The organism is Palleronia caenipelagi (assembly GCF_007004065.1).
Lineage (GTDB): Bacteria > Pseudomonadota > Alphaproteobacteria > Rhodobacterales > Rhodobacteraceae > Palleronia > Palleronia caenipelagi.
Genome location: NZ_VFSV01000013.1, coordinates 31,317 through 51,050 on the forward strand (window position 1 = coordinate 31,317; position 19,734 = coordinate 51,050).

A 19,734-nucleotide genomic window follows, 5' to 3' on the forward strand; every position below is an offset into this window, starting at 1 on the left:
TGGATCGAGCTGGGAAAGGGGCATTTCCAAACACAAAGAGAAACCGGTCAGGTCTCTCCGCCATCATCCGGGGGTTGGTCGAGGACGTGCTCGCTCCGCTGTTCTGGCGCGTCCGCAGAAGTTTGGTCCTGTGACTGAGGGGGGGCTGTCCGGTGTTTTTCGTGCGACACGATGTTCAGCGTTTCGGTCTCGCCGGATTTCGATTGCGCCATTGTCAGCGTTTGATGCGGGAAGGGGATCTCGATATCGCGGGCGTCGAAGATGCGCTTGCAGATTTCCATGTAGCGGCGCCCCACCGTCCATTGGGTTCCGGGGGCGCATTTGATCCGGACCCGCAGAATGACGGCGGAATCCGCAAGCTCCTGCACGCCGAACCACTCGAACTCGCCAATGATGTTGTCGGCGTAGTCCGGGTCACCGTTCAGCACGGCGAATGCGTCTTCCATCGCGGCTTTGACCTCGGATACATCCTCCCGATAGGCCACGCCCATGTCGCAGAGGTAATAGCTGAAATCGCGGACGAAATTTGAGACCAGATCCACCGAGGAAAACGGGATGATGTGGTAGACGCCGGAGACGTCGCGCAGGGAAACCGAGCGGATCGTGAGGCGCTCGACCGTCCCGGTCGTGCCGCCAACGGTGACCACGTCGCCCACATTCATCGCCCGTTCGAGCTGGATGAACACGCCGGTGATGATGTCCTGTACGAGCTTCTGGGCGCCAAAGCCGATGGCGAGACCCAGCACCCCGGCAGACGCCAGAAGGGGCGCGATGTTGATGCCGATTTCGGCCAGCACAAACATGAGGGTGAGGACCACCAGCGCGATATTGGCGGCGTTTCGGCCAAGGGCAAACAAGGTACGTTCACGGGCAGACGGCACGCTGCCATAGAACGGGTTCAGACGGTAATCGACGTAGGAGGTGAGCGTCAGCCAGATGACGAAAGCGATGGTCAGGATGACGATCACAGTGACCAGGCGCCCCATGAAAGTCGCGCCGATCCAGTCCGAGGGGTTGATGACGTTGATCGCTCCGAGGGCGACCACCACAACGACAATAGCGATGAGGGCGCGCAGGATCATCAGGAGCTTCGGCACGAAGCTGTTGAGGCGGCGCTCCATCATCGGGAAGCGCGCATTTACATCCTCGGGCAAGCTGATGCCCCGCGCCATTGCGCGGCTGATGAGCGTCGACAGCGCGATGCCCGCAAGGACCACCAGCAGCACTTCTCCGGAATTTTGAAGGCTCTTGAACACCAGCCAGGACGGGCTCACCAAAATGATCCCAGCCAGCAGGAAGAGGTATATCAGGACTGGCCAGTGCCAGCGTCGGGCGAGCCAGTGCAGCGCGCCCTGTCCCCCAATGATCCCGTTTTCGCCGGTCATCCAGTCGCCAAACCGCGTCTGGTACCGCAGCACAAGAACAGCGAAAAGGGCGATGGCCGTGAGGGCGATCAGCGTAATCAGGGAGGACCCGGCGGCATAAGAGACCTCGGAGCGCACGATGGGAACCACCAGCATCGCGCCGTAGCCCACGAAGCCGATGATCAGGCTGAGCCAGCGGGTCAGCCGGCGGGCGGTCTTTTGCGACATGGGCAAGACGCGCAATTCGTTGGCCCCCGGCGACAGGATCATCCGTAGACCCACGCGTACGGCGCCCACGACCAAGAAGGCGTTCAGATACATGGACTGACGCAGGCTGATCTGGCCGGCTTCGCCAATAGCCAGTGTTGCGATGCCGTAGCCCACCGCCCAGGCCACGAGGACCGTCATCAGGTCCAGCACTCCCGTGGCCAGCCACAGCACAAAGCTGCGCATCCATCCGGCCTCGCGCGCCGTATGTCCCACATTTCGGTAGATGGGCTTGGCGACACGGCGCAGCAGCCAGTAGACGATGACGGTCGAGACGATGATCAGGGCAAGACCCGAAAACGCCGAGAGCAGCGTTGGCAGGCTGATATCACCGAGAGAGCCGATCCGTTGAGGAAGGCGCATGAGCGCGTTCCAGAACCGTCGCATTGATCCGGCGATGTCCTGCGCGACCTGCTGAGTGGCCTGTGCCAGCTGCCGACCGATCGCATCGGCTTCTGTCCCCGGATCCTCCGATGCGGTCTCCCCGCTCGAAGCCGTTGCGCTGTCAGAAGTCTCAGTTTCGCTCTGCGCTGCTTCGCCCGCCTTCAAACGCTCCAGCAGATCCGTGCGCTTCTGATCGTCAGAGATGACGTCGATCAGCAGCTCCACGTCTGATTTGCCGGTGGCATCACCGGCTGCACCCGTATCCTGCGCCAGTGATGCGGTGACGAGGGTGAAAAGCGCTACGAGAGCGAGCGCGAGCGGCGAGAGAATCTGTCGCAGTGTCATCGGCGTACCTGTCGGAGCGGTCAGGGTGAGGCGGGCGCGACGTCGCCGTTCAGCCGCCAGATGGAGAAGTTGAGGGCCCAGGCAATGCTGACCCAGATGACGTAGGGCACAAACAGAAGCCCCGAGATAAGGTCGAGGCGCAGGAACAAGAGGCAGGTTGCGGCAACGGAGAGCCAGAGGAGGGTTATTACGATCAGCCCCGCTTTGATCCGCCTTGCGCCGAAGAACACCGGACTCCAGAGCGTGTTGAACGTGATCTGCGCCGTATAGGCCGCGATGGCCAGTGCCGATCCCTGGAGCAAAGAGACCCGCATGGCCGCGACGGCCATGGCGATGTAGAGTACGGTCCACACCACGGGGAAGACCCAGTTGGGCGGTGTGAAGCCGGGCTTGGCCAGCCGGTCATACCACTCGCCAGGTTGAAAGATCGCGCCGGTCGAGGCAGCGCCCGCCGAAGCTACGAAGAATGCGAAAAAAACGGTCCAATCCATAAAGGCTAAATATCCCATTGCCGGGAACCGTCCAGCCCTGTCGCGCTGCGTCCGATCTTTTCTCCCGGAGGCGGGCAGGGTAGTGCGGCAATATGGAGAGCTTTGAGACCATCTATGCCGAAGGCGTCGCGGCCGGGCGGATCACCGCGGATCCGGCGCAGAAACGTGTCTTGCCAGAGTTTACCCGGTTGGGGCGGGCCTTGTCGCAGAAACCCGCGAAGGGTGGGTTTTTCAGCCGGAAAACGCCGGAGGCGGTGCGCGGGCTGTACCTTTGGGGCGGGGTCGGGCGCGGCAAATCGATGCTCATGGACCTGTTCAATGATAATGTTGAGGTCGCGGACGGGCAGCGCCGGATACATTTCCATGCCTTCATGCAGGAGGTCCACGCGGGCATCACCGCCGCGCGCAAGACCGGCGTCGATGATGCGATCCGGCCAGTGGTCGAGAAGATGGCAGCGGATCTGCGGCTGCTGTGTCTCGACGAGATGCAGATCGGTGACATCACGGACGCGATGATCGTCGGGCGACTGTTTGAGGGGCTGTTCGCGCGGGGCGTAACGGTGGTCACCACCTCGAACCGCCCGCCCGATGATCTCTATAAGAACGGACTGAACCGAAATCTCTTCCTGCCCTTCATCGCGCTTTTGAAAGAGCGAATGGAAGTGGTCGAACTCGCCTCGGAGACGGACTGGCGCCAGCACCGAATGGAGGGGGAACAGCTCTACTTCACCCCCGCCGATGCCGAGGCCCACGCGGCCATGGATGCCATGTGGGCGCGCCTGACCCGGAGTCCTGCGCCGGAGCCGCTGCACCTGCGGGTTCACGGTCGGGACGTGGAGATCCCGCGCTTCGCCGATGGCGTCGCCCGTGCTCGGTTCTGGGATCTGTGTGGGCGTCCATTGGGGTCGGCGGATTATTTGGCGCTGGCCGAGGCGGTGGATGTGTTGATGTTGGAGGATGTTCCGCGCCTGTCGTCGGAAAACTACAACGAAGCCAAGCGCTTCGTCACCCTGATCGACGCGCTCTACGAGGCCCGGGTCAAGCTGGTGATCTCCGCCGCCGATATCCCTGACCGACTTTATTTCGAGGGCACCGGGTCCTTCGAATTTGAACGTACCGCGTCCCGGCTGGCCGAGATGCAGGCCGAAGGGTGGGGGAGTTAACCTCCCCGCTTGGCCAAGGCCGCAAAGCAACCTGGTTTCGCAAAGTGAAGCTGTGCGTAGGACACGGTATCGTCTTCGAACACGTCTTTGAGCCGCGCCGCGACGTCTGTGCCTGTGAGGACATCTGCCTCCGTCATCATGTGTTCATCATCAAATACGCGCAGAGAAATGAGGCGCGAGGTTATCATATACGGCACTTCATTTATGGATAGCCGGGCCTGCGGCGCGTTCTGTCGGATTGCGGCGCGTTCTGTCGAATAAAGATTACGTGGCTGGCATTGTAGGGGCCCTCAGCCGGCAGGTGGGTATAGTTGACGAGAATCACGGTCTCACCGACCTCTGCATCTGCGAGGCTGACCCGGCAGGGTGTTCCGGGCGTCTCGGTGACCTTCTGTCGACATGCCCTCTGAGTCGAGAGGTCCGCGTCCGAAAGTCCGAACAGATGCTCGAAATTGCGCATCTGTAGCGGTAAAATCTGAAAATCCATGGTGATATCAGTCCTTAGTTCCGGGCTCTGACATCTATTCTGCTCTCTTCGGTTCGATCGACCCGGTTCCTGCGCATTCCACACTCACTATCTTGCGCGCTTTTCGTCCGGCGACAGGGCGGGGGTTTGACACACATTCCGGCACAGCAGGCTTGCGCTCCAGCCTATCTGCGACTAGAAGGCGCCTGTCTAAGAGGCGGGACAGTCTCGGAAGGGGTGGGTCGGCAATCGCCGACCTTTTTTGCATCCCCGGACCCTGTGCCGTCTGACCAATCCCTAAAGACCCGCGGAGACAACCGTGTGGCCGGAAAACCCTAGTAAAGGACTCAAGAGACCGTATGGCTCAGAATACATCCATGGAGGAGTTCGAAGCGCTCCTGAACGAAAGCTTCGATATTGATACGCCTGAAGAAGGCTCTGTCGTCAAAGGCAAGGTCCTCGCCATCGAGGCAGGTCAGGCCATCATCGACGTCGGCTACAAAATGGAAGGCCGCGTTGATCTGAAAGAATTCGCCCAACCCGGCGAAGCCCCCGATATCAGCGTTGGCGACGAGGTCGAGGTGTACCTGCGTCAGGTTGAGAACGCCCGTGGCGAAGCCGTGATCAGCCGTGAAATGGCCCGTCGCGAAGCCGCCTGGGATCACCTCGAAAAGGCCTATGCCGACGAGAACCGCGTCGAAGGCGCGATCTTCGGCCGCGTCAAGGGTGGCTTTACCGTCGATCTCGGCGGCGCCGTGGCCTTCCTGCCCGGCTCCCAGGTCGATGTGCGCCCCGTGCGCGATGCCGGCCCGCTGATGGGGCTGAAGCAGCCCTTCCAGATCCTGAAAATGGACCGTCGCCGTGGCAACATCGTTGTGTCCCGCCGCGCCATTCTCGAAGAGTCCCGCGCCGAGCAGCGTGCCGAGGTGATCTCGAACCTGACCGAAGGCGCGACCGTCGACGGTGTGGTGAAGAACATCACCGAATACGGTGCCTTCGTGGATCTGGGCGGTGTTGACGGGCTGCTGCACGTCACCGACATGGCGTGGCGCCGTGTGAACCACCCCTCCGAGATCGTGACCATCGGCGAGACCATCAAGGTCCAGGTGATCAAGATCAACAAAGAGACCCACCGTATCTCTCTCGGCATGAAGCAGCTGCAGGACGATCCGTGGGATACGGTCGAAGCCAAGTTCCCGCTGGGTTCGGTGCATCAGGGCCGCGTCACGAACATCACCGATTACGGTGCGTTTGTTGAGCTCGAAGCCGGTGTCGAAGGTCTGGTGCACGTCTCCGAGATGAGCTGGACCAAGAAGAACGTCCACCCGGGCAAGATCGTATCCACCTCTCAGGAGGTCGAGGTGATGGTGCTGGAGATCGACGGCCAGAAGCGCCGCGTCTCGCTTGGTCTCAAGCAGACCCAGCGCAACCCGTGGGAAGTGTTCGCCGAAACCCATCCCGAGGGCACGAAGGTCGAGGGAGAGGTCAAGAACATCACCGAATTCGGTCTGTTCGTGGGCCTCGAGAACGACATCGACGGCATGGTACACCTGTCCGACATTTCCTGGGACGAGCGTGGCGAAGACGCCATCCAGCGCTTCCACAAGGGCGATGTGGTTCAGGCCGTGGTCACCGAGGTCGATGTGGACAAGGAGCGTATCTCGCTCTCCATGAAGGCCATGGACGACACCTTCACCGAGGCCGTTGGTGGCGTGTCGCGCGGTTCCGTGATCACCGTTGCAGTGACGGCGATCGAGGATGGCGGCATCGAGGTCGAGTACGAAGGCATGAAGTCCTTCATCCGTCGCTCCGATCTCAGCCGTGACCGGTCCGAGCAGCGCCCCGAGCGCTTCCAGGTGGGCGACAAGGTCGACGTGCGCGTGACCAATGTGGACCAGAAGTCCCGCCGTCTCGGTCTGTCGATCAAGGCTCGCGAGATCGCTGAAGAGAAGGAAGCCGTGGAGCAGTACGGTTCCTCCGATTCGGGTGCATCGCTGGGCGATATCCTCGGCGCGGCTCTGAAGGGCGACAACTGATTTAGATCTGATCGATCAGATCAGCGAAATCTCGCCCCCTCGTGGTTCCCGCGGGGGGGGTTTTTGTTTCTCGGCTGGAAAATGCCCTTATTTCCTGTAGGATTGGCGCGACGCGCACGTTTGTTTTCAGTTCTTTGCCGCAGTTGTTCGGCTGTGACCATGGGGGTCTTTCCAATGATTCGTTCCGAGTTGATCCAGAAGCTGTCTGAGGACAACCCGCACCTGACCCAGCGGGATGTCGAGCGGATCGTTGCGACGATACTCGACGAAATCACCGATGCGATGGCGTCCGGCAATCGTGTGGAACTGCGCGGCTTCGGGGCGTTCTCGGTGAAAAAGAGAGATGCACGAATTGGTCGGAACCCTCGCACTGGGGAATCCGTTGAGGTAGAGGAAAAGCATGTGCCGTTTTTCAAGACGGGCAAACTGCTTAGAGACAGGCTGAACGGAGACGAGGGCTGATGCGGCTGATCAAATATGCAATTCTGGCGCTGATCGCGGTGGTGCTGGCGACAGTGGCTCTGGCCAACGCGCAGATGGTGACGCTGCGCCTGATCCCCGAGGCGCTCTCTGGATATCTGGGCTTTGCGCCCACGGTGACCCTGCCCATGTTTTTGGTCATCCTCATCTCGGTCGCTGTCGGTCTGCTGATCGGCTACCTGTTCGAGTACATCCGCGAGCACAAGCACCGTTCCACGGCACGGGCTGAGCGTCGCGAACGGCAGAAGCTGGAGACGGAAATACGCAGTGGCAAGGCGGGAAAGCCCGCCAACAAGGGTGACGAAATCCTTGCGTTGCTTGAAGATGGATCAGTTCCGGCCCGGAAGGCGTCTTGAGTCAAACCCGTATCAAGATTTGCGGGCTGACCGACCCTAAGGGTGTCGCAGCGGCGGCTAACGCTGGTGCGGCTTACCTGGGGTTTGTGTTTTTCCCCAGGAGTCCGCGGAATGTTTCCGTTGCGCGGGCACAAGAGTTGGCCTGCGATGTGCCTCCGGGCCTGATGAAAGTCGGGCTGGTTGTTGATGCCGATGACGCGCTGCTGGATGAACTCTCCGCCCGTGTTCCGCTCGATATGGTTCAGCTCCACGGACATGAAACCCCCGAGAGGGTCGCGGAAGTCCGCACCCGTCTGGGCTTGCCGGTAATGAAAGCCGTGGGCGTGGCGGATGCGGACGATCTGCCCGCTCTCGACGCCTACGCTCAGGTGGCCGACCAGATTCTCGTTGATGCGAAACCACCACGTGATGCGACCCTGCCCGGTGGCAATGGTCTGTCATTCGACTGGCGGCTGATCGCCAACCGGCGCTGGGCGGTGCCGTGGATGCTGGCGGGCGGGCTGACCCCTGAAAATGTGGCTGAGGCGGTTCGGATGACCGGCGCGGCTCAGGTGGATGTGTCTTCCGGCGTCGAATCGGCTCCCGGCGTCAAGGACGCGGACCTCATCCGCAACTTCTGCACAGCGGCAAAAGCGGCCTGATCCGCGCGATTTCGGCGCATTTCTCTCACCTCCGCTTGTGCCTCTGCCACGCGCGCTTTAACGCTGAGCGGCGCGTGACAGGAGGAGCCCATGCCCGACGATCTGATCAATTCCTTCATGACCGGCCCCGACGAGAATGGCCGGTTTGGCGATTTCGGTGGCCGCTTTGTAAGCGAGACCCTGATGCCACTCATCCTTCAGTTGGAGGAGGAGTATGAAAAGGCGAAGACCGATCAGAGCTTCTGGGACGAGATGCATTATCTCTGGACCCATTACGTGGGTCGCCCCTCGCCGCTCTATTTCGCTGAACGCCTGACCGAGCGTCTGGGCGGGGCCAAGATCTATCTCAAGCGCGACGAGCTGAACCACACCGGCGCCCATAAGATCAACAATGTTCTTGGCCAGATCATCCTCGCGCGACGCATGGGCAAGAGCCGGATCATTGCCGAGACCGGCGCCGGGCAGCATGGCGTGGCGACCGCGACGGTCTGCGCGAAGTTTGGCCTGAAATGCGTGGTCTATATGGGCGCCCACGACGTGGAGCGGCAGCAGCCCAACGTTTTCCGCATGCGCCTTTTGGGGGCCGAGGTGGTGCCGGTGACCTCTGGGCGTGGTACGCTGAAGGACGCCATGAATGACGCGCTGCGCGACTGGGTGACCAACGTCCATGACACGTTCTACTGCATCGGTACGGTGGCGGGCCCGCACCCGTATCCGGCCATGGTGCGGGATTTCCAGTCGATCATCGGCAAGGAAGCCAAAGAACAGATGATGGCCGCCGAGGGGCGTTTGCCCGACACCATCATTGCGGCGATTGGCGGCGGGTCGAACGCCATGGGCCTGTTCTACCCCTTCCTCGACGACAAGGATGTGCGCATCATCGGTGTCGAGGCCGGCGGCAAGGGCGTGAATGAGAAGATGGAACATTGCGCCTCGCTGACAGGCGGTCGCCCCGGCGTGCTCCATGGCAACCGGACTTACCTCTTGCAGGATGATGACGGGCAGATTCTCGAAGGCTTCTCCATCTCGGCTGGTCTCGATTATCCGGGCATCGGGCCGGAGCATTCCTGGCTGCATGACATTGGCCGGGCGGAATATGTGGCGATCACCGACCGCGAGGCGCTCGATGCGTTCCAGCTTTGCTGCGAGACCGAGGGCATCATTCCGGCGCTGGAGCCCAGCCACGCGCTGGCCCATGTGGTGAAGATCGCGCCGGAACTGCCAGCCGACCATATCATCTGCATGAATATGTGCGGCCGTGGGGATAAAGACATCTTTACCGTGGCCAAAGCGCTCGGCACCGATATGAGCGCGACAGACTGAGCCTCCAGCCCTGAACCAAAACCGCCGCCTGGTCAGGGCGGCGTGTCACCCGAGGATCAGCTCCACCGCGTAAAGCCCGCCGCCAATCATGGCACCCAGCAGGGCGCCGTTGATGCGGATGAATTGCAGGTCGGGGCCGATCTGTTCCTCGAACCGTTCGTTGAGCTCTTCTGGCTCCCACCCGGCGATAACATCCGTGACATAGGACGCGATCTGCGTCCGTGAGCCCGCCACGACCTTGGCAGCCAGAGCGGCAAAGCGGGTGTCGAAAGCCTGCCGCGCGGCCTCGGTTCCGAGGGCGTGGTCGGTCACGTCGCGCAAGGTCTGTGCGAGATTTGCACGCACGGCTTCCGGCTGCGTGTCGAGCTTGCGGGTCATGCGGGCCTGAACTTCATGCAGGATCGCGGCAAAGGTCTGGTCGAACGTATCCGACTCTACCAGATGATGGCGCGCCTCGCGAACCGCCCCGGCGATGGCGCCATCTCGTTCGAGCCGGTCGATGATCAGATCGAGCGCCCGATCGAAATCCTGCCGCAAGGGCGCTTCGGGCCGCTGCAAGTCATCAAGCAGGGCCAAAACCGCGTTGAAGACCAGCGTGGCTACGCGGCGGTCCACGGTCGAAGCGATCCACCAGCGGCTGTTTTCCTGCACCAGCGCCACGGCCAGCTCCCGGTTTCCGTCGATGGTGTCACGGACCACGCGCAGGATCTCGTCAGTCGCCTGTCCCCGTAGGCCAGCTTTCAGGAGATCCGTGATCCGCTCAGCGATGGCGGCGTCTGGTACGGCGCTCTCGGCTTCATGGCGGAGCCAACGGCGCACGCGGACCAGCGCGCGCGGCGGGACGCCGTCGCGCATCACAGCCGACAGCGCGCTGACGGCTTCGTCAGCCAGTTGCTCGGCGTTACCGGGGGCGTCGATCCACTCTTTCAGCACTCGAGAAGGACCCAAGGCGCGGAGCCGACCTTCGAGTTGGACGGGATCCAGAAAGTGCGTGTCAAAGAACCGGCCAGCATTCTCTGCCGCGCGCTGCTGGTTGCGGGGCAGGAGCGCCGTGTGGGGGATCGGCAGGCCAAGCGGGTGGCGGAAGAGCGCCGTCACGGCGAACCAGTCCGCTAGCCCCCCCACCATCCCGGCCTCGGCCATGGACCGCAGAAGCAAAAGCAAATGCCCAGGCTCGGGCGCCACGTAAGTCAGCAGGAACAGAGCGGTGAGCGCGACGAGAACACCCGTCGCCCAGCGGCGGTTGCGTGCGAGGATCTCGCCCGCCGGAGGGGTGCCATCCGCGCCGGTCAGTGCCATCGGTCAGGCTGCCAGAGGCGCGCGGTCCCGCATGAAATCCTGCATCAGATCCGCCGTGCCTTGCGGGTCCGTCAGGATGAAGAGGTGTCCGCAATTCATCATCTTGAGTTCGGCATCGGGCAGGCGGGAAGCCATGATTTTACCGTTGACTGGTGGTACGATGGGATCGTCCTCACCCATCAGGATCAGCGTTGGCACCTTGATCTGCGGCAGGAACAGCCAGCTCGTCCAGCCCGCACCGGCCATAAGCTGGTACAGGTAACCGCGCTGGGTGCTGGCCTTCATCGCCTCGGTATGCTCGTGCAGCAGCTCTTGGTTGAACCGCAGCTCCCCGCCGTAGATATCCGGCGCGATGTTCAGCATATGGGCGGGGTCGGTGTACCGCTTGGGGGTCGCCATTTTCGACAGCACCGAGATGTTGCCCGGGACCATGACGAAGCCGGCCGCCGTGGCGGCGAGGGTCAGTGTCCGAACGCGGCTCTGATGATCCCGGACGAACTGCTGAGCGGCAGCTCCGCCCCATGACACACCGGCCACGTCCACCTCGTCGATCCCAAGATAATCGAGCATCCGCGCGATCAGACGGCTGAGCCACGTGAAGCGGTAGGGCAGCAGCGGGGCGGGAGAGCCACCCACGCCGGGCACGTCGAAAGTGATCACCCGCACGTCATCGAAGCAATCGGCGAACCCTTTGACCGTGTCGAGACTGGCCCCGATGCCATTGAAGATCAGGAGATTGCGGCTCGCATCCTCTGGTCCGAACAGGCCGACGCGCAGGTCCTGCGCGCCGATGGTGATCATGCGGATGTCTTCCTGTGCCACGGTCTGGCTCCTCGTTCAGCCCTCGAAGACGTAAGCCCCCGGTGCATCAGATATGGGCTTATACTTCGTCGAGCCCAAGGTCTTTCGTGCCTTGACCTTGCGTCCACCACGGGCATCCAGCCAGGCTTCCCAGTGCTCCCACCACGACCCTTGATGCTGGGTCGCGCCTTCGAGAAAGCTCTCGGGGCTGTCATGCTTGCCGTCATTGGTCATGTAACGGGCTTTGGGATTGCCCGGAGGGTTGATCAGCGACTGAATGTGACCCGCCTGACTCAGCACGAAGGTCGAGTCACCGCCCAGCTCGTTGCGCGTCAGGTAGCAGCCATCCCACGGGGTGATGTGGTCGGTCTCGCCGCCGAGAATATAGGCGTCGCAGGTCACGTCGCTCAGGCGCAGGGGGTGGCCGCCGATGGTCGGACCTGTCTCTGAGGTAAAGCCACCATGTTCCAGCATGGTGATGAGGTCGCCATGGAGCCCGGCGGCCAGATTGGTGGCGTCAGCGTTCCAGTAAAGGATATCGAAGGCCGGGGGGTTATTGCCCAGCAGGTAGTTGTTCACCCAATACGCCCAGATCAGGTCGTTGGGACGCAACCAGGCAAAGGCGCGTTCCAGATCCTTTCCTTCGAGGACCCCCTTTGACTTCGAGAACAGCTTGGCGACTTCGAGCACCTCGAAATTGGCGAACAAGCCCATGGAAGTGTTCTGCGCGCCGCGCACGTCAAGCACCGCGACCAGCAGGGTCAGTGAGTGCGCACGCTCGGTTCCCTTGGCTTTCCAGAGCGATGCCAAGAGCGCGGCGGTGATCCCGCCCGAGCAGGCACCGATGATATTCAGATCGTCGGATTTGCTCACCTGACAGGCCACTTCGGTGGCGCGGTCGAGCGCGTCGATATAGCTCTCCAGCGTCCAGTGGGATTGCTCTTCGCCGGGATTGCGCCAGCTGATGATAAAGACCTGATGGCCCTTTTGGGTCAGCTCCTCGATGATCGAGCGGCCGGGGGCCAGATCCCAGACGTAGAACTTGTTGATCTGCGGCGGGACGATGAAGACCGGGCGCTCGTAGACCGTGTCGGTCTGGGGGGCGTATTGCAGCAGCTCCAGATGCTCTTCTTTGTAGATCACCTTGCCGTCGCTCAGGCTGAGGTTCTTGCCGACCTCGAATTTCGACTTGTCCACCATCGACGGCAGGCCGCCGTTCTTGGTCATGTCGTGCAGCAGGTTTTGCAAGCCCTGAACGAGGTTCTTTCCCCCGTGTTCCAGCGTCGTCTTGGTCGCGGTCGGGTTGGTCAGCACCGCGTTGGTCGGCGCCACCGCATCGGTAACGAGGCTGGCGACGAGGCGGGCGCGCAGCTTGTCACGCTCGGGCACGTCGAGCGAATCGACCCAGTCCATGATCGCGCCGGACCATGCGAGGTAGGACTGCATCAGCGCCCGGTAGGCCGGGTTGGTCTGCCAGATCGGGTCGCGGAACCGCTTGTCCCCCTTTTCCGGCACAATCTCGGCCTTGCCGACGAAGCTCCGCATCATCTCCTGCCAGGCATCGAAACCGCGGGTCCAGGCATCCATGGGCTGGCTCAGGGCGGTGGTGTAGAACTTGGTCATCGACGTCGCCAGATCGGCGACGTTTTCCATACGATCAACAGGCATATTGGCCTCCCTTAACCCAGAACCATGGCGAGCACTTCGGCAATGACAGCAGGGGTGTCTCCACCCTCCACCATTGCTGTGGCTTCCAGATGGACCAACTGGCGACCGGGGCCTTTATCCTCGACCCCGGCAATCTTGAATTGAAAGGTCAGGCTGCTCCCGACGGGCACTGGCGCGAGAAAGCGCACTTTGCCCAGCCCATAGTTCAGCGCGCCCTGTGCGTCCGACGGGATACAACCCGCCGGAAAAGCCGCACCGGCCAGCATCGAAAGGGACAGGAACCCGTGGGCGATGGTGCCACCGAAGGGGCTTTCTTTCTTGGCCCGTTCCACATCCACGTGGATCCACTGGTGATCTCCGGTGGTTTCCGCGAATGCGTTCACCCGCTCCTGATCGACCAACACCGGGTCGGAGGCAGGAAACTCGTGACCGACGAAGTCTTTGAGAGTCTTTGTCGAATATCCTTCGGGGGCAGCCATGAATTTATCCTTTCAATTCTGGTCGCGCAGTTCCCGACGCAGGATCTTGCCGACATTGGATTTCGGCAGCGCATCGAGAAACACAATCTGTTTAGGAACCTTGTAGGCGGTGAGATTGTTCCGGCAGTGCGCCACGATGGCGTCTGACGTCACGTCGGATCCCGGCATCTTCACCACGAACACGCGCAGGGCCTCGCCGGTTCGCTCATCCGGGACGCCGATGCAGGCGCATTCGGCCACGCCTTCGCAGGCGGTCACGGTCGCTTCGATCTCGTTGGGGAAGACGTTGAAGCCCGACACGATCACCATGTCTTTCTTCCGGTCCACGATTTTAAGGAAACCGCCCTCCAGAAAGACACCCACATCGCCGGTGCGGAAGAACCCGTCTTTGGTAAAGGACGCAGCGTTGGCCTCCGGCTTTTCCCAGTAGCCTTGGGTCACCTGCGGTCCGCGGCAGCAAATCTCGCCCGACTCGCCCGGTCCGACCTCTTTGTCATCATCGCCAAGCAGGATCACTTCGCTCGACGGGACGGGTACACCGCAGGTGCCGGTGAAGTGGGTTACGTTCATCGGGTTGATGCACAGGAGCGGCGAGGTCTCCGACAGGCCATAGCCTTCCTTGATGTGATGGCCGGTGAGCTCTTTCCAGCGATTCGAGGTCGCCTCAATCACCGCCGCGCCGCCGCCGATGGCGAGTTTATACGCCGAAAGGTCGATCTCGCCAAACCGTGGGCTGGCCGAGAGCGCCTGAAACAGCGTGTTCACGCCCGGAAAGATCGTAAATTTCGACCCCTTGATGGTGTCGATCATCCCGTCCATGTCGCGCGGGTTCGGGATCAGCACGATCCGCGCCCCCAACGCCGCGTAGGCGACGAGCAGCATCAGGCCAAAGATGTGGTAGAGCGGCAACGCCATGATCACGACTTCCTCGCCCGGTTCCGTCGCGCCGGGGAGCATCGCCTTGAACTGCTCGCTGTTGGCTACAATGTTGCGGTGGGTCAGCGTCGCGCCCTTGGAGAGGCCGGTCGTGCCGCCAGTGTATTGCAGGAAAATCAGATCGTCGCCGGTCAGTTCGACCGGATCGAGGGTAAGCTCACGACCTCTCGTGATCACTTCAGCCAATCCGGTTGTGTCTGTCAGGCGCGAGTCGACCTCGGGAGAGGGTATCGGCAGCCCGGCGCCGTCACCGAGATTGATGGTGATGACGGTCTTGATTGGCGTCTCGTCGATGATCTCTGCCAGCACGGGCGTCGAGCCGGAGAAGATCAGGATCATCTCGGACCCCGAATCGTTGAGCTGGTGAGAGAGTTCGTGAGGCGTGTAGAGCGGGTTCACGTTGACCTGACAGGCGCCCGCCTTGTGGATCCCGACCATGACCACTGGAAAGGCAAAGGTGTTGGGGCACATCAGGGCGATCCGGTCGCCGCGCTTTACGCCCAGTTCCTTTTGCAAGTAGGCCGCAACAGCGTCAGACGCCTCGTCCACTTGCTTGTAAGTCATGGTCTGGCCGAAACATTCGAGGGCAACGTGATCGCCGAACTCACTGGCGGCGTGCTTCAGAATGGCGACAGCAGATGGGTACTGATCGGGGTTCACCTCAACAGGTATGCTATCCCCATAGGTTTCGATCCAAGGTTTGCTCACGGCGCTCTCCTCCCGGTTGTCTATCCAAACTGGATAACCGATTAGATAGGGCTTGTGTGCGCAAACGTCGCGTCAGTCGGTTTTTTCTCGTGACGTCATCTGCCTGATGGGGGCCGCGATTTCGCTGGCGTGGAGGCCGGCGAGATCGAACATTTCCTTGGTATAGGTCGCGGACATTTCCAGTCGGTGCTGCAGATAGGCCGCGTGAAGCTCGGCAACCTGGCGAATCGACTTTGCCTGAACGATATTCCGCACGTGATCCTTCGTCTCGGACAACACTTCACGGCCGATCGCCCAAAACGCGCTGCCGAGACTCGTGGTTGCGCGCAGCCCGGCGGAAGAGGACTGGTGAAGCGGGTGCAGCAGGCGAATGGTTTCTCCATCCGGTTCAGTCCCGACTGTCTCAGCGATCTGGTCTGTCATCGAGGTCTCCGAATCATCTGTCAGCGACGCGCGCCCCCTGCGGTGCCTTATCGTACAGCCCGCCTCGCAGTGCATCTTAGCTCAGATCGGGGGGAATATGCTATCGCGCAAGGGGGCTCAGCGCGATGACGTTGGGTGAGTGCCGTCAAATCCCCGCCTCGATCATCGCTTCGATCTGTGCGATGCGCGAGCGCGGAGCGGGGTGGGTCGCGAGGAATTCCGGCGGTCTGCGATCGCTTGCGGCCTCCATCCGGCGCCACAGATCAACCGCTTCACGGGGCCGGTACCCCGCCTCATCCATCAGTACCAGTCCCGCAGCATCCGCCTCCAGTTCCTGATCGCGGGAGAAGGGCAGGAGCAACCCGACCTCGATCCCCAAACCCAGCGCCGCTGCAATCTCATTAGCATAGCTCACGTCCCCAAAATTCAGCAGCATGGCGATGAGGCGCAGACCCGTGCTTTTGACGATCTCCGCGCCCATGCGCTCTTCGGCGTGCTTGGCCGAGAGATGGCCGATTTCATGGCCGACAATGGCAGCGAGCTGGTCTTCGTTGGCGATAACGTCGAACATTCCCTCATAGACGCCGATCCGTCCGCCGGGCAGGGCAAAGGCATTGGCACGGGGATCCGCGAAGACCTCAATCTGCCAGCCGTCTGTGCTTTTCCCCGCGGCTTGCAAAAGCTTCGCCGACGTGCGGCGCAGGGTCTTTTGATAGGTCGCATTGGTTGAGACCTGCGTGCGCGCATTGATCTCGGCCCACGCTTCCGCCCCCATCGCGTTGGCCGTTCGTGCCGAGACCAGCATCGCCACACTGTCACAGCCCGAGAGGGCCATGGGCGCCGCCGCAACGGCTCCGGTCAGCAGGCTGCGACGGGTGAGGCAACTGGTGCACATGTGGCGGTCCTGTCTGGTGGCACGGGCCGGAACATATCCGGCCCGCCACCTGAGGCAAGTCTAGCCGCCCGTGGTTGGCACCAGCTTTTCGCCCATCCGGGCATGCCAGAGCGCTTGGGGCTGGTCCGCAGGGCGGTGGGCCTCCGCATCGGCAAAACCGTGATACGGATCCTGTCCGCTGGCCATGTTTAGCGCGACGGCGCGGGCGGCTGCCGCTGATCCGGCCGATGTCCCGGAGAGCCGCCCGTAGGACCCGCCCAGCACGCCGATGGATGCGATGCCCTGAAGAATGTCCCCGTCTTCGGTAATGACGGACAGCACCGGTTGGGCCCCGTCGGTGCTGTAGGTGCCCGCGTTCTCCACCACGCTGCCAGCGCTGCTGTATTTGGCTGGGTCGCCCGTAAGTCGCTGTCGCCCGGCCACCCGGGTGATCGACGGCGCCGAGGAGATGCCGTTATAGCTGCCATATCCCCGTACAAAGCCCAGCTCTCCGGAGGTGGCGGGTTGCTCCGGATCGGCGACCAGCCAGCTTTGCCGCCCGCCGCTGCCCAGCTCCACGGGGTCGTCGTCGCGCTGCACCCAGACCCGGATCGCTTCTCCGGCGGGCAACGGCGCTCCGGCGTTCTGGTGCAGGTCCACCCGCCAGTGTCCCGTCGGTGCGTGGCGGGCCTCGTTTTTGCAGTAATCCGTTGGGATCACCGCCACCATTGCCCGCCAGCGGCTGCCCCGGTTCTGATCTGCCGAAAGTTGAGCCACATGCGCCCCGCCTATTGTCGGATCGACGAACCGCCGGGGATCGCCACCCTTCTGGCTCGGATCGGCGCGCATCTCGAGAATGGCTGGCGCGTCAAAGAGCGTGAGCGGCGGGGTCAAATGGACTTCCCACCCGTCCGGATCGAAGCCCTCAGGGAACCAGATCTCCAGATAGGAGGAGGTCCGGTCACCCGGCGGCAGCGCCCAGTCAAAGGAAAACCTGCCATCTGTCACGTCGTCAGGTTCAATCCGACCATGCATCTTGTTCTCGAAGGTGTTGCCCATGGGCAGAAGGACTTGCGTCGTCGCGTGGCCCCGGGCAGAGATCAGGTCTTCGATGCCCACATCCATGTCGGAGTGCCCGTCATGACGGCTCGCGCCCCAGCCATAGCTGAAATTCACGATCAGGGGCAGCGCGTTGGGGGCGAGGCCGTGGGCCTGTGCAATTTGCCCTGCGCGTTCGAAGACATAATGCAGGGCCGAGAGCATGAACATCTCCTTGCCAAAGCCCGAGGTGTCCCAGGCGATGGTATTTGGGAGCTGCACCGCGACAATCTCGACGTCGTCCGGGACTGTGTCCAGAGGCAATCCAGTACCGTTCCCGGCGGCCAGACCCATGATATGGGAGCCGTGTGTGATCGGATGGCAGAGCGTCATGCCGATCTCAAAGCGCTCCGGATCGATGGCCCGCGCCTCGCGATAGAGCGCCATAGTGTCAGTGCCATGGGTCTGTCGCAGAGCGTCGATCTGGTCGTTCGTAAACTCCCGTCCAAAGGGGACCGCAGCGGTGGCGCGCGCCTCGGCGGCCTGGAGCCAGACATGGGAAACCCGTGTCCGACCGTCCGCGTCCAGATAGGCCGGATGTGCAAACGGCAGCCCGTCATCGATTACGCCGACGATTGCTTTGGGCGGCGTGCTCCGTGTGCGCGCGGTGCTGTCCGGCGCGTCGGTGCGATAGTCGGGCGTCCAGGCGCTCTGATCCACCGGGAAATTCACCGTGAACCGGGCGGCGCTGTCAGGCTCGGCCTCCTGCACCGCCGCGAGAAGCTGGGCCACTTCGCGGTCGCCCTCGATCCGGTCCACCTTGTCCACGCCTTTGGGAGCGTGAAAGGCAAAGGGGACAATCCGGGGCGCGCCCCCGGGATAGAGAGGCGGCACGCGGACGGTCACCTTGTCCGACGACACTGGCATCACACCGTCCGCGTCGAGCGTTGCCGTATAATAATGGGACTTGCCTTCCCGGATCGCCGGAAAGGCCCAAGGGCGCCCTAGTTCGGGGCTGAAAACCCATCTCTCATAAGGACCGGCGTAGCGCTCGATCCGTTCCTCGTCCGGGCGATTGACGGCCATCAGACCAGCCCCTGATACTCAGCGACAGCCTTCTGCCAGAGCCAGTGGAAGGTCGGGGTCTGGCTGGCCTGAACGGATCCGCTGGTTGGGCTGAGGCCTGCCGCAGCCGCCTTGGTGCTGTCTGCAAAGTCCTGATCGAAGAAGTCAGTATTTTTTGCATCATAGCTGTAGCCTTCGATCGGCACTGTCTGACCGCAGCGTCCCAGCACCGCCTGACCCACTGCACGGCCCAACGTCGCGCCGGCCCAGCTGTCGATGGGGTAATGGACGCCTGCCACGGTGCGGTTCACCGCGATGCGTTCTGCGAGACCGCGCAGCATCTTCTCTCGGCCTGATACGTCCGCGAAATTGCCCCAGCCTTTCATAAGTTCAGACAAAACGGTCATCACGGCATAGGCCTCGGTCGCGTGTGCCGAGGGGAACGACCCGTGACCCGGCGTGGGGATCATCGGCAGGATGCGCGTGTCGATCTGATCAGGCCGGCGCACCGCGAGCGCTTGTTTGACGATCATCGCTGTGTGCGCGGCCGCCACTTGCGTTGCGGTGATCAGTTCCAGCGTGCGCTTCCCCTGTGCCGTGTTGATCCCCAGGATCATCTGGAAATAGGGCGTCGGAAAGCCGAGTTGCGAGGTGATCTCGGCGGTCCGGTCATCCCGCAGCGAGGCGTAATGCCGGACCAGCGCGCATTGTTCAGCGATCAGCGACGAGGACGGGCGTTTGATGCGGACAGTGTCCTGACCGTCGATTTTCAAAGTCGCGGTTTTGGTGCCATCATCGGCGGTCCATCCGACATTCGACAGATACTCACTGACATAGAGCGAGCCGCGCACCCAGACCGCAAGCCCGTCCAGATTATCCGGGCTGTTAAAGGGCAGTTCCTCGCCCGCAACCGCCGGACCCGTGCCGCCCAGATGAGCAAAGGCTTCGGCAGATGTCTCAAGACCCCGCGTCGTGATTGGGTCGTAGCCGCCGGTGTCCTCGACCCCGAGAAAACTCCCCAAACCGGTGAAGTCGGCCAGCGATCCTACTCCCCCAACGCCACCGACACCTCCTACGCCACCGACTCCGCCATACTGTGCCATAAAAAAACCTCCTCTATTTTGAAA

General features: G+C 62.1%; 19 protein-coding genes. 6 read left to right on the forward strand and 13 right to left on the reverse strand.

What is annotated here, in order from left to right; genetic code table 11:
* Positions 1-47: 47 nt before the first annotated feature.
* Together FEV53_RS09575 and tspO are read right to left on the reverse strand one after the other, a co-directional pair.
* A complete protein-coding gene (locus tag FEV53_RS09575) occupies positions 48-2,360 on the reverse strand; it encodes a mechanosensitive ion channel domain-containing protein (protein ID WP_142834592.1) in 2,313 nt (770 codons plus the stop codon).
* Between the two features lie 20 nt (positions 2,361-2,380).
* Positions 2,381-2,851, reverse strand: coding sequence for a tryptophan-rich sensory protein TspO (gene tspO, locus FEV53_RS09580; protein ID WP_142834593.1), 471 nt, complete (start codon positions 2,849-2,851; stop codon positions 2,381-2,383).
* 92 nt (positions 2,852-2,943) lie between these two features.
* On the opposite strand from tspO, the gene zapE reads away from it, so the two are divergent.
* Complete coding sequence (zapE, locus tag FEV53_RS09585; RefSeq protein ID WP_142834594.1) at positions 2,944-4,014, forward strand: cell division protein ZapE; 1,071 nt, start codon at positions 2,944-2,946, stop codon at positions 4,012-4,014.
* On the opposite strand, the gene FEV53_RS21455 is transcribed toward zapE, so the two are convergent.
* Together FEV53_RS21455 and FEV53_RS21460 are read right to left on the reverse strand one after the other, a co-directional pair.
* Positions 4,011-4,202 (reverse strand): DUF1203 domain-containing protein, encoded by a 192-nt coding sequence (locus tag FEV53_RS21455; protein WP_246100772.1) that lies wholly within the window; start codon positions 4,200-4,202, stop codon positions 4,011-4,013. The two genes, zapE and FEV53_RS21455, sit on opposite strands and share 4 nt — an antisense overlap.
* 14 nt (positions 4,203-4,216) lie before the next feature.
* A complete protein-coding gene (locus FEV53_RS21460) occupies positions 4,217-4,501 on the reverse strand; it encodes a DUF1203 domain-containing protein (protein ID WP_246100773.1) in 285 nt (94 codons plus the stop codon).
* A gap of 338 nt (positions 4,502-4,839) precedes the next feature.
* On the opposite strand from FEV53_RS21460, the gene rpsA reads away from it, so the two are divergent.
* The 5 genes from rpsA to trpB all read left to right on the forward strand — a co-directional run bounded on the left by rpsA (position 4,840) and on the right by trpB (position 9,316).
* On the forward strand, positions 4,840-6,516 hold the full coding sequence (rpsA, locus tag FEV53_RS09595; RefSeq protein ID WP_142834595.1) for a 30S ribosomal protein S1: 1,677 nt from the start codon (positions 4,840-4,842) through the stop codon (positions 6,514-6,516).
* A gap of 174 nt (positions 6,517-6,690) precedes the next feature.
* The gene (ihfB, locus tag FEV53_RS09600; RefSeq protein ID WP_142834596.1) at positions 6,691-6,978 is read left to right on the forward strand and encodes an integration host factor subunit beta; all 288 of its coding nucleotides are present in this window, start codon (positions 6,691-6,693) and stop codon (positions 6,976-6,978) included.
* Complete coding sequence (locus tag FEV53_RS09605; RefSeq protein ID WP_142834597.1) at positions 6,978-7,352, forward strand: LapA family protein; 375 nt, start codon at positions 6,978-6,980, stop codon at positions 7,350-7,352. The genes ihfB and FEV53_RS09605 overlap by 1 nt, the downstream gene beginning before the upstream one ends.
* Entirely contained in the window at positions 7,349-7,993 is a 645-nt protein-coding gene (locus FEV53_RS09610; RefSeq protein ID WP_142834598.1) for a phosphoribosylanthranilate isomerase, read from the forward strand. Before FEV53_RS09605 ends, FEV53_RS09610 begins: the two co-directional genes overlap by 4 nt.
* A gap of 90 nt (positions 7,994-8,083) precedes the next feature.
* Entirely contained in the window at positions 8,084-9,316 is a 1,233-nt protein-coding gene (gene trpB / locus FEV53_RS09615) for a tryptophan synthase subunit beta (protein ID WP_142834599.1), read from the forward strand.
* Positions 9,317-9,361: 45 nt separating this feature from the next.
* On the opposite strand, the gene FEV53_RS09620 is transcribed toward trpB, so the two are convergent.
* The 9 genes from FEV53_RS09620 to FEV53_RS09660 all read right to left on the reverse strand — a co-directional run bounded on the left by FEV53_RS09620 (position 9,362) and on the right by FEV53_RS09660 (position 19,710).
* Positions 9,362-10,615, reverse strand: coding sequence for a DUF445 domain-containing protein (locus tag FEV53_RS09620; protein WP_142834600.1), 1,254 nt, complete (start codon positions 10,613-10,615; stop codon positions 9,362-9,364).
* 3 nt (positions 10,616-10,618) lie between these two features.
* Positions 10,619-11,437: a poly(3-hydroxyalkanoate) depolymerase gene (phaZ, locus tag FEV53_RS09625; RefSeq protein WP_142834601.1), complete on the reverse strand. Its 819-nt coding sequence runs from the start codon at positions 11,435-11,437 to the stop codon at positions 10,619-10,621.
* A gap of 15 nt (positions 11,438-11,452) precedes the next feature.
* Positions 11,453-13,084 carry an alpha/beta fold hydrolase gene (locus tag FEV53_RS09630; RefSeq protein ID WP_142834602.1) on the reverse strand — a complete coding sequence of 544 codons (1,632 nt, stop codon included), beginning with the start codon at positions 13,082-13,084 and terminating at the stop codon, positions 11,453-11,455.
* Positions 13,085-13,095: 11 nt separating this feature from the next.
* Entirely contained in the window at positions 13,096-13,563 is a 468-nt protein-coding gene (locus FEV53_RS09635) for a MaoC family dehydratase (RefSeq protein WP_142834603.1), read from the reverse strand.
* A gap of 12 nt (positions 13,564-13,575) precedes the next feature.
* A complete protein-coding gene (locus tag FEV53_RS09640; protein ID WP_142834604.1) occupies positions 13,576-15,207 on the reverse strand; it encodes an AMP-binding protein in 1,632 nt (543 codons plus the stop codon).
* Positions 15,208-15,279: 72 nt separating this feature from the next.
* Positions 15,280-15,630, reverse strand: a complete 351-nt coding sequence (locus tag FEV53_RS09645) for a phasin family protein (RefSeq protein ID WP_185962157.1) — start codon at positions 15,628-15,630, stop codon at positions 15,280-15,282.
* 145 nt (positions 15,631-15,775) lie between these two features.
* Positions 15,776-16,525: a M48 family metallopeptidase gene (locus FEV53_RS09650; RefSeq protein WP_142834606.1), complete on the reverse strand. Its 750-nt coding sequence runs from the start codon at positions 16,523-16,525 to the stop codon at positions 15,776-15,778.
* A gap of 60 nt (positions 16,526-16,585) precedes the next feature.
* Complete coding sequence (locus FEV53_RS09655) at positions 16,586-18,628, reverse strand: S8/S53 family peptidase (RefSeq protein WP_142834607.1); 2,043 nt, start codon at positions 18,626-18,628, stop codon at positions 16,586-16,588.
* The gene (locus FEV53_RS09660; RefSeq protein ID WP_142834608.1) at positions 18,628-19,710 is read right to left on the reverse strand and encodes a vanadium-dependent haloperoxidase; all 1,083 of its coding nucleotides are present in this window, start codon (positions 19,708-19,710) and stop codon (positions 18,628-18,630) included. Before FEV53_RS09660 ends, FEV53_RS09655 begins: the two co-directional genes overlap by 1 nt.
* Positions 19,711-19,734 lie beyond the last annotated feature (24 nt).

Bases quoted from the DNA above. Each gene is read 5' to 3' on its own strand.
- FEV53_RS09645 (WP_185962157.1), bottom strand. From the start codon at position 15,630: ATGACAGACCAGATCGCTGAGACAGTCGGGACTGAACCGGATGGAGAA.
- FEV53_RS09630 (WP_142834602.1), bottom strand. From the start codon at position 13,084: ATGCCTGTTGATCGTATGGAAAACGTCGCCGATCTGGCGACGTCGATG.
- FEV53_RS21455 (WP_246100772.1), bottom strand. From the start codon at position 4,202: ATGATAACCTCGCGCCTCATTTCTCTGCGCGTATTTGATGATGAACAC.
- tspO (WP_142834593.1), bottom strand. From the start codon at position 2,851: ATGGATTGGACCGTTTTTTTCGCATTCTTCGTAGCTTCGGCGGGCGCT.
- FEV53_RS09655 (WP_142834607.1), bottom strand. From the start codon at position 18,628: ATGGCCGTCAATCGCCCGGACGAGGAACGGATCGAGCGCTACGCCGGT.
- trpB (WP_142834599.1), top strand. From the start codon at position 8,084: ATGCCCGACGATCTGATCAATTCCTTCATGACCGGCCCCGACGAGAAT.
- FEV53_RS09635 (WP_142834603.1), bottom strand. From the start codon at position 13,563: ATGGCTGCCCCCGAAGGATATTCGACAAAGACTCTCAAAGACTTCGTC.
- FEV53_RS09650 (WP_142834606.1), bottom strand. From the start codon at position 16,525: ATGTGCACCAGTTGCCTCACCCGTCGCAGCCTGCTGACCGGAGCCGTT.
- zapE (WP_142834594.1), top strand. From the start codon at position 2,944: ATGGAGAGCTTTGAGACCATCTATGCCGAAGGCGTCGCGGCCGGGCGG.
- rpsA (WP_142834595.1), top strand. From the start codon at position 4,840: ATGGCTCAGAATACATCCATGGAGGAGTTCGAAGCGCTCCTGAACGAA.
- FEV53_RS09575 (WP_142834592.1), bottom strand. From the start codon at position 2,360: ATGACACTGCGACAGATTCTCTCGCCGCTCGCGCTCGCTCTCGTAGCG.
- ihfB (WP_142834596.1), top strand. From the start codon at position 6,691: ATGATTCGTTCCGAGTTGATCCAGAAGCTGTCTGAGGACAACCCGCAC.
- FEV53_RS09620 (WP_142834600.1), bottom strand. From the start codon at position 10,615: ATGGCACTGACCGGCGCGGATGGCACCCCTCCGGCGGGCGAGATCCTC.
- FEV53_RS09605 (WP_142834597.1), top strand. From the start codon at position 6,978: ATGCGGCTGATCAAATATGCAATTCTGGCGCTGATCGCGGTGGTGCTG.
- FEV53_RS09660 (WP_142834608.1), bottom strand. From the start codon at position 19,710: ATGGCACAGTATGGCGGAGTCGGTGGCGTAGGAGGTGTCGGTGGCGTT.
- FEV53_RS21460 (WP_246100773.1), bottom strand. From the start codon at position 4,501: ATGGATTTTCAGATTTTACCGCTACAGATGCGCAATTTCGAGCATCTG.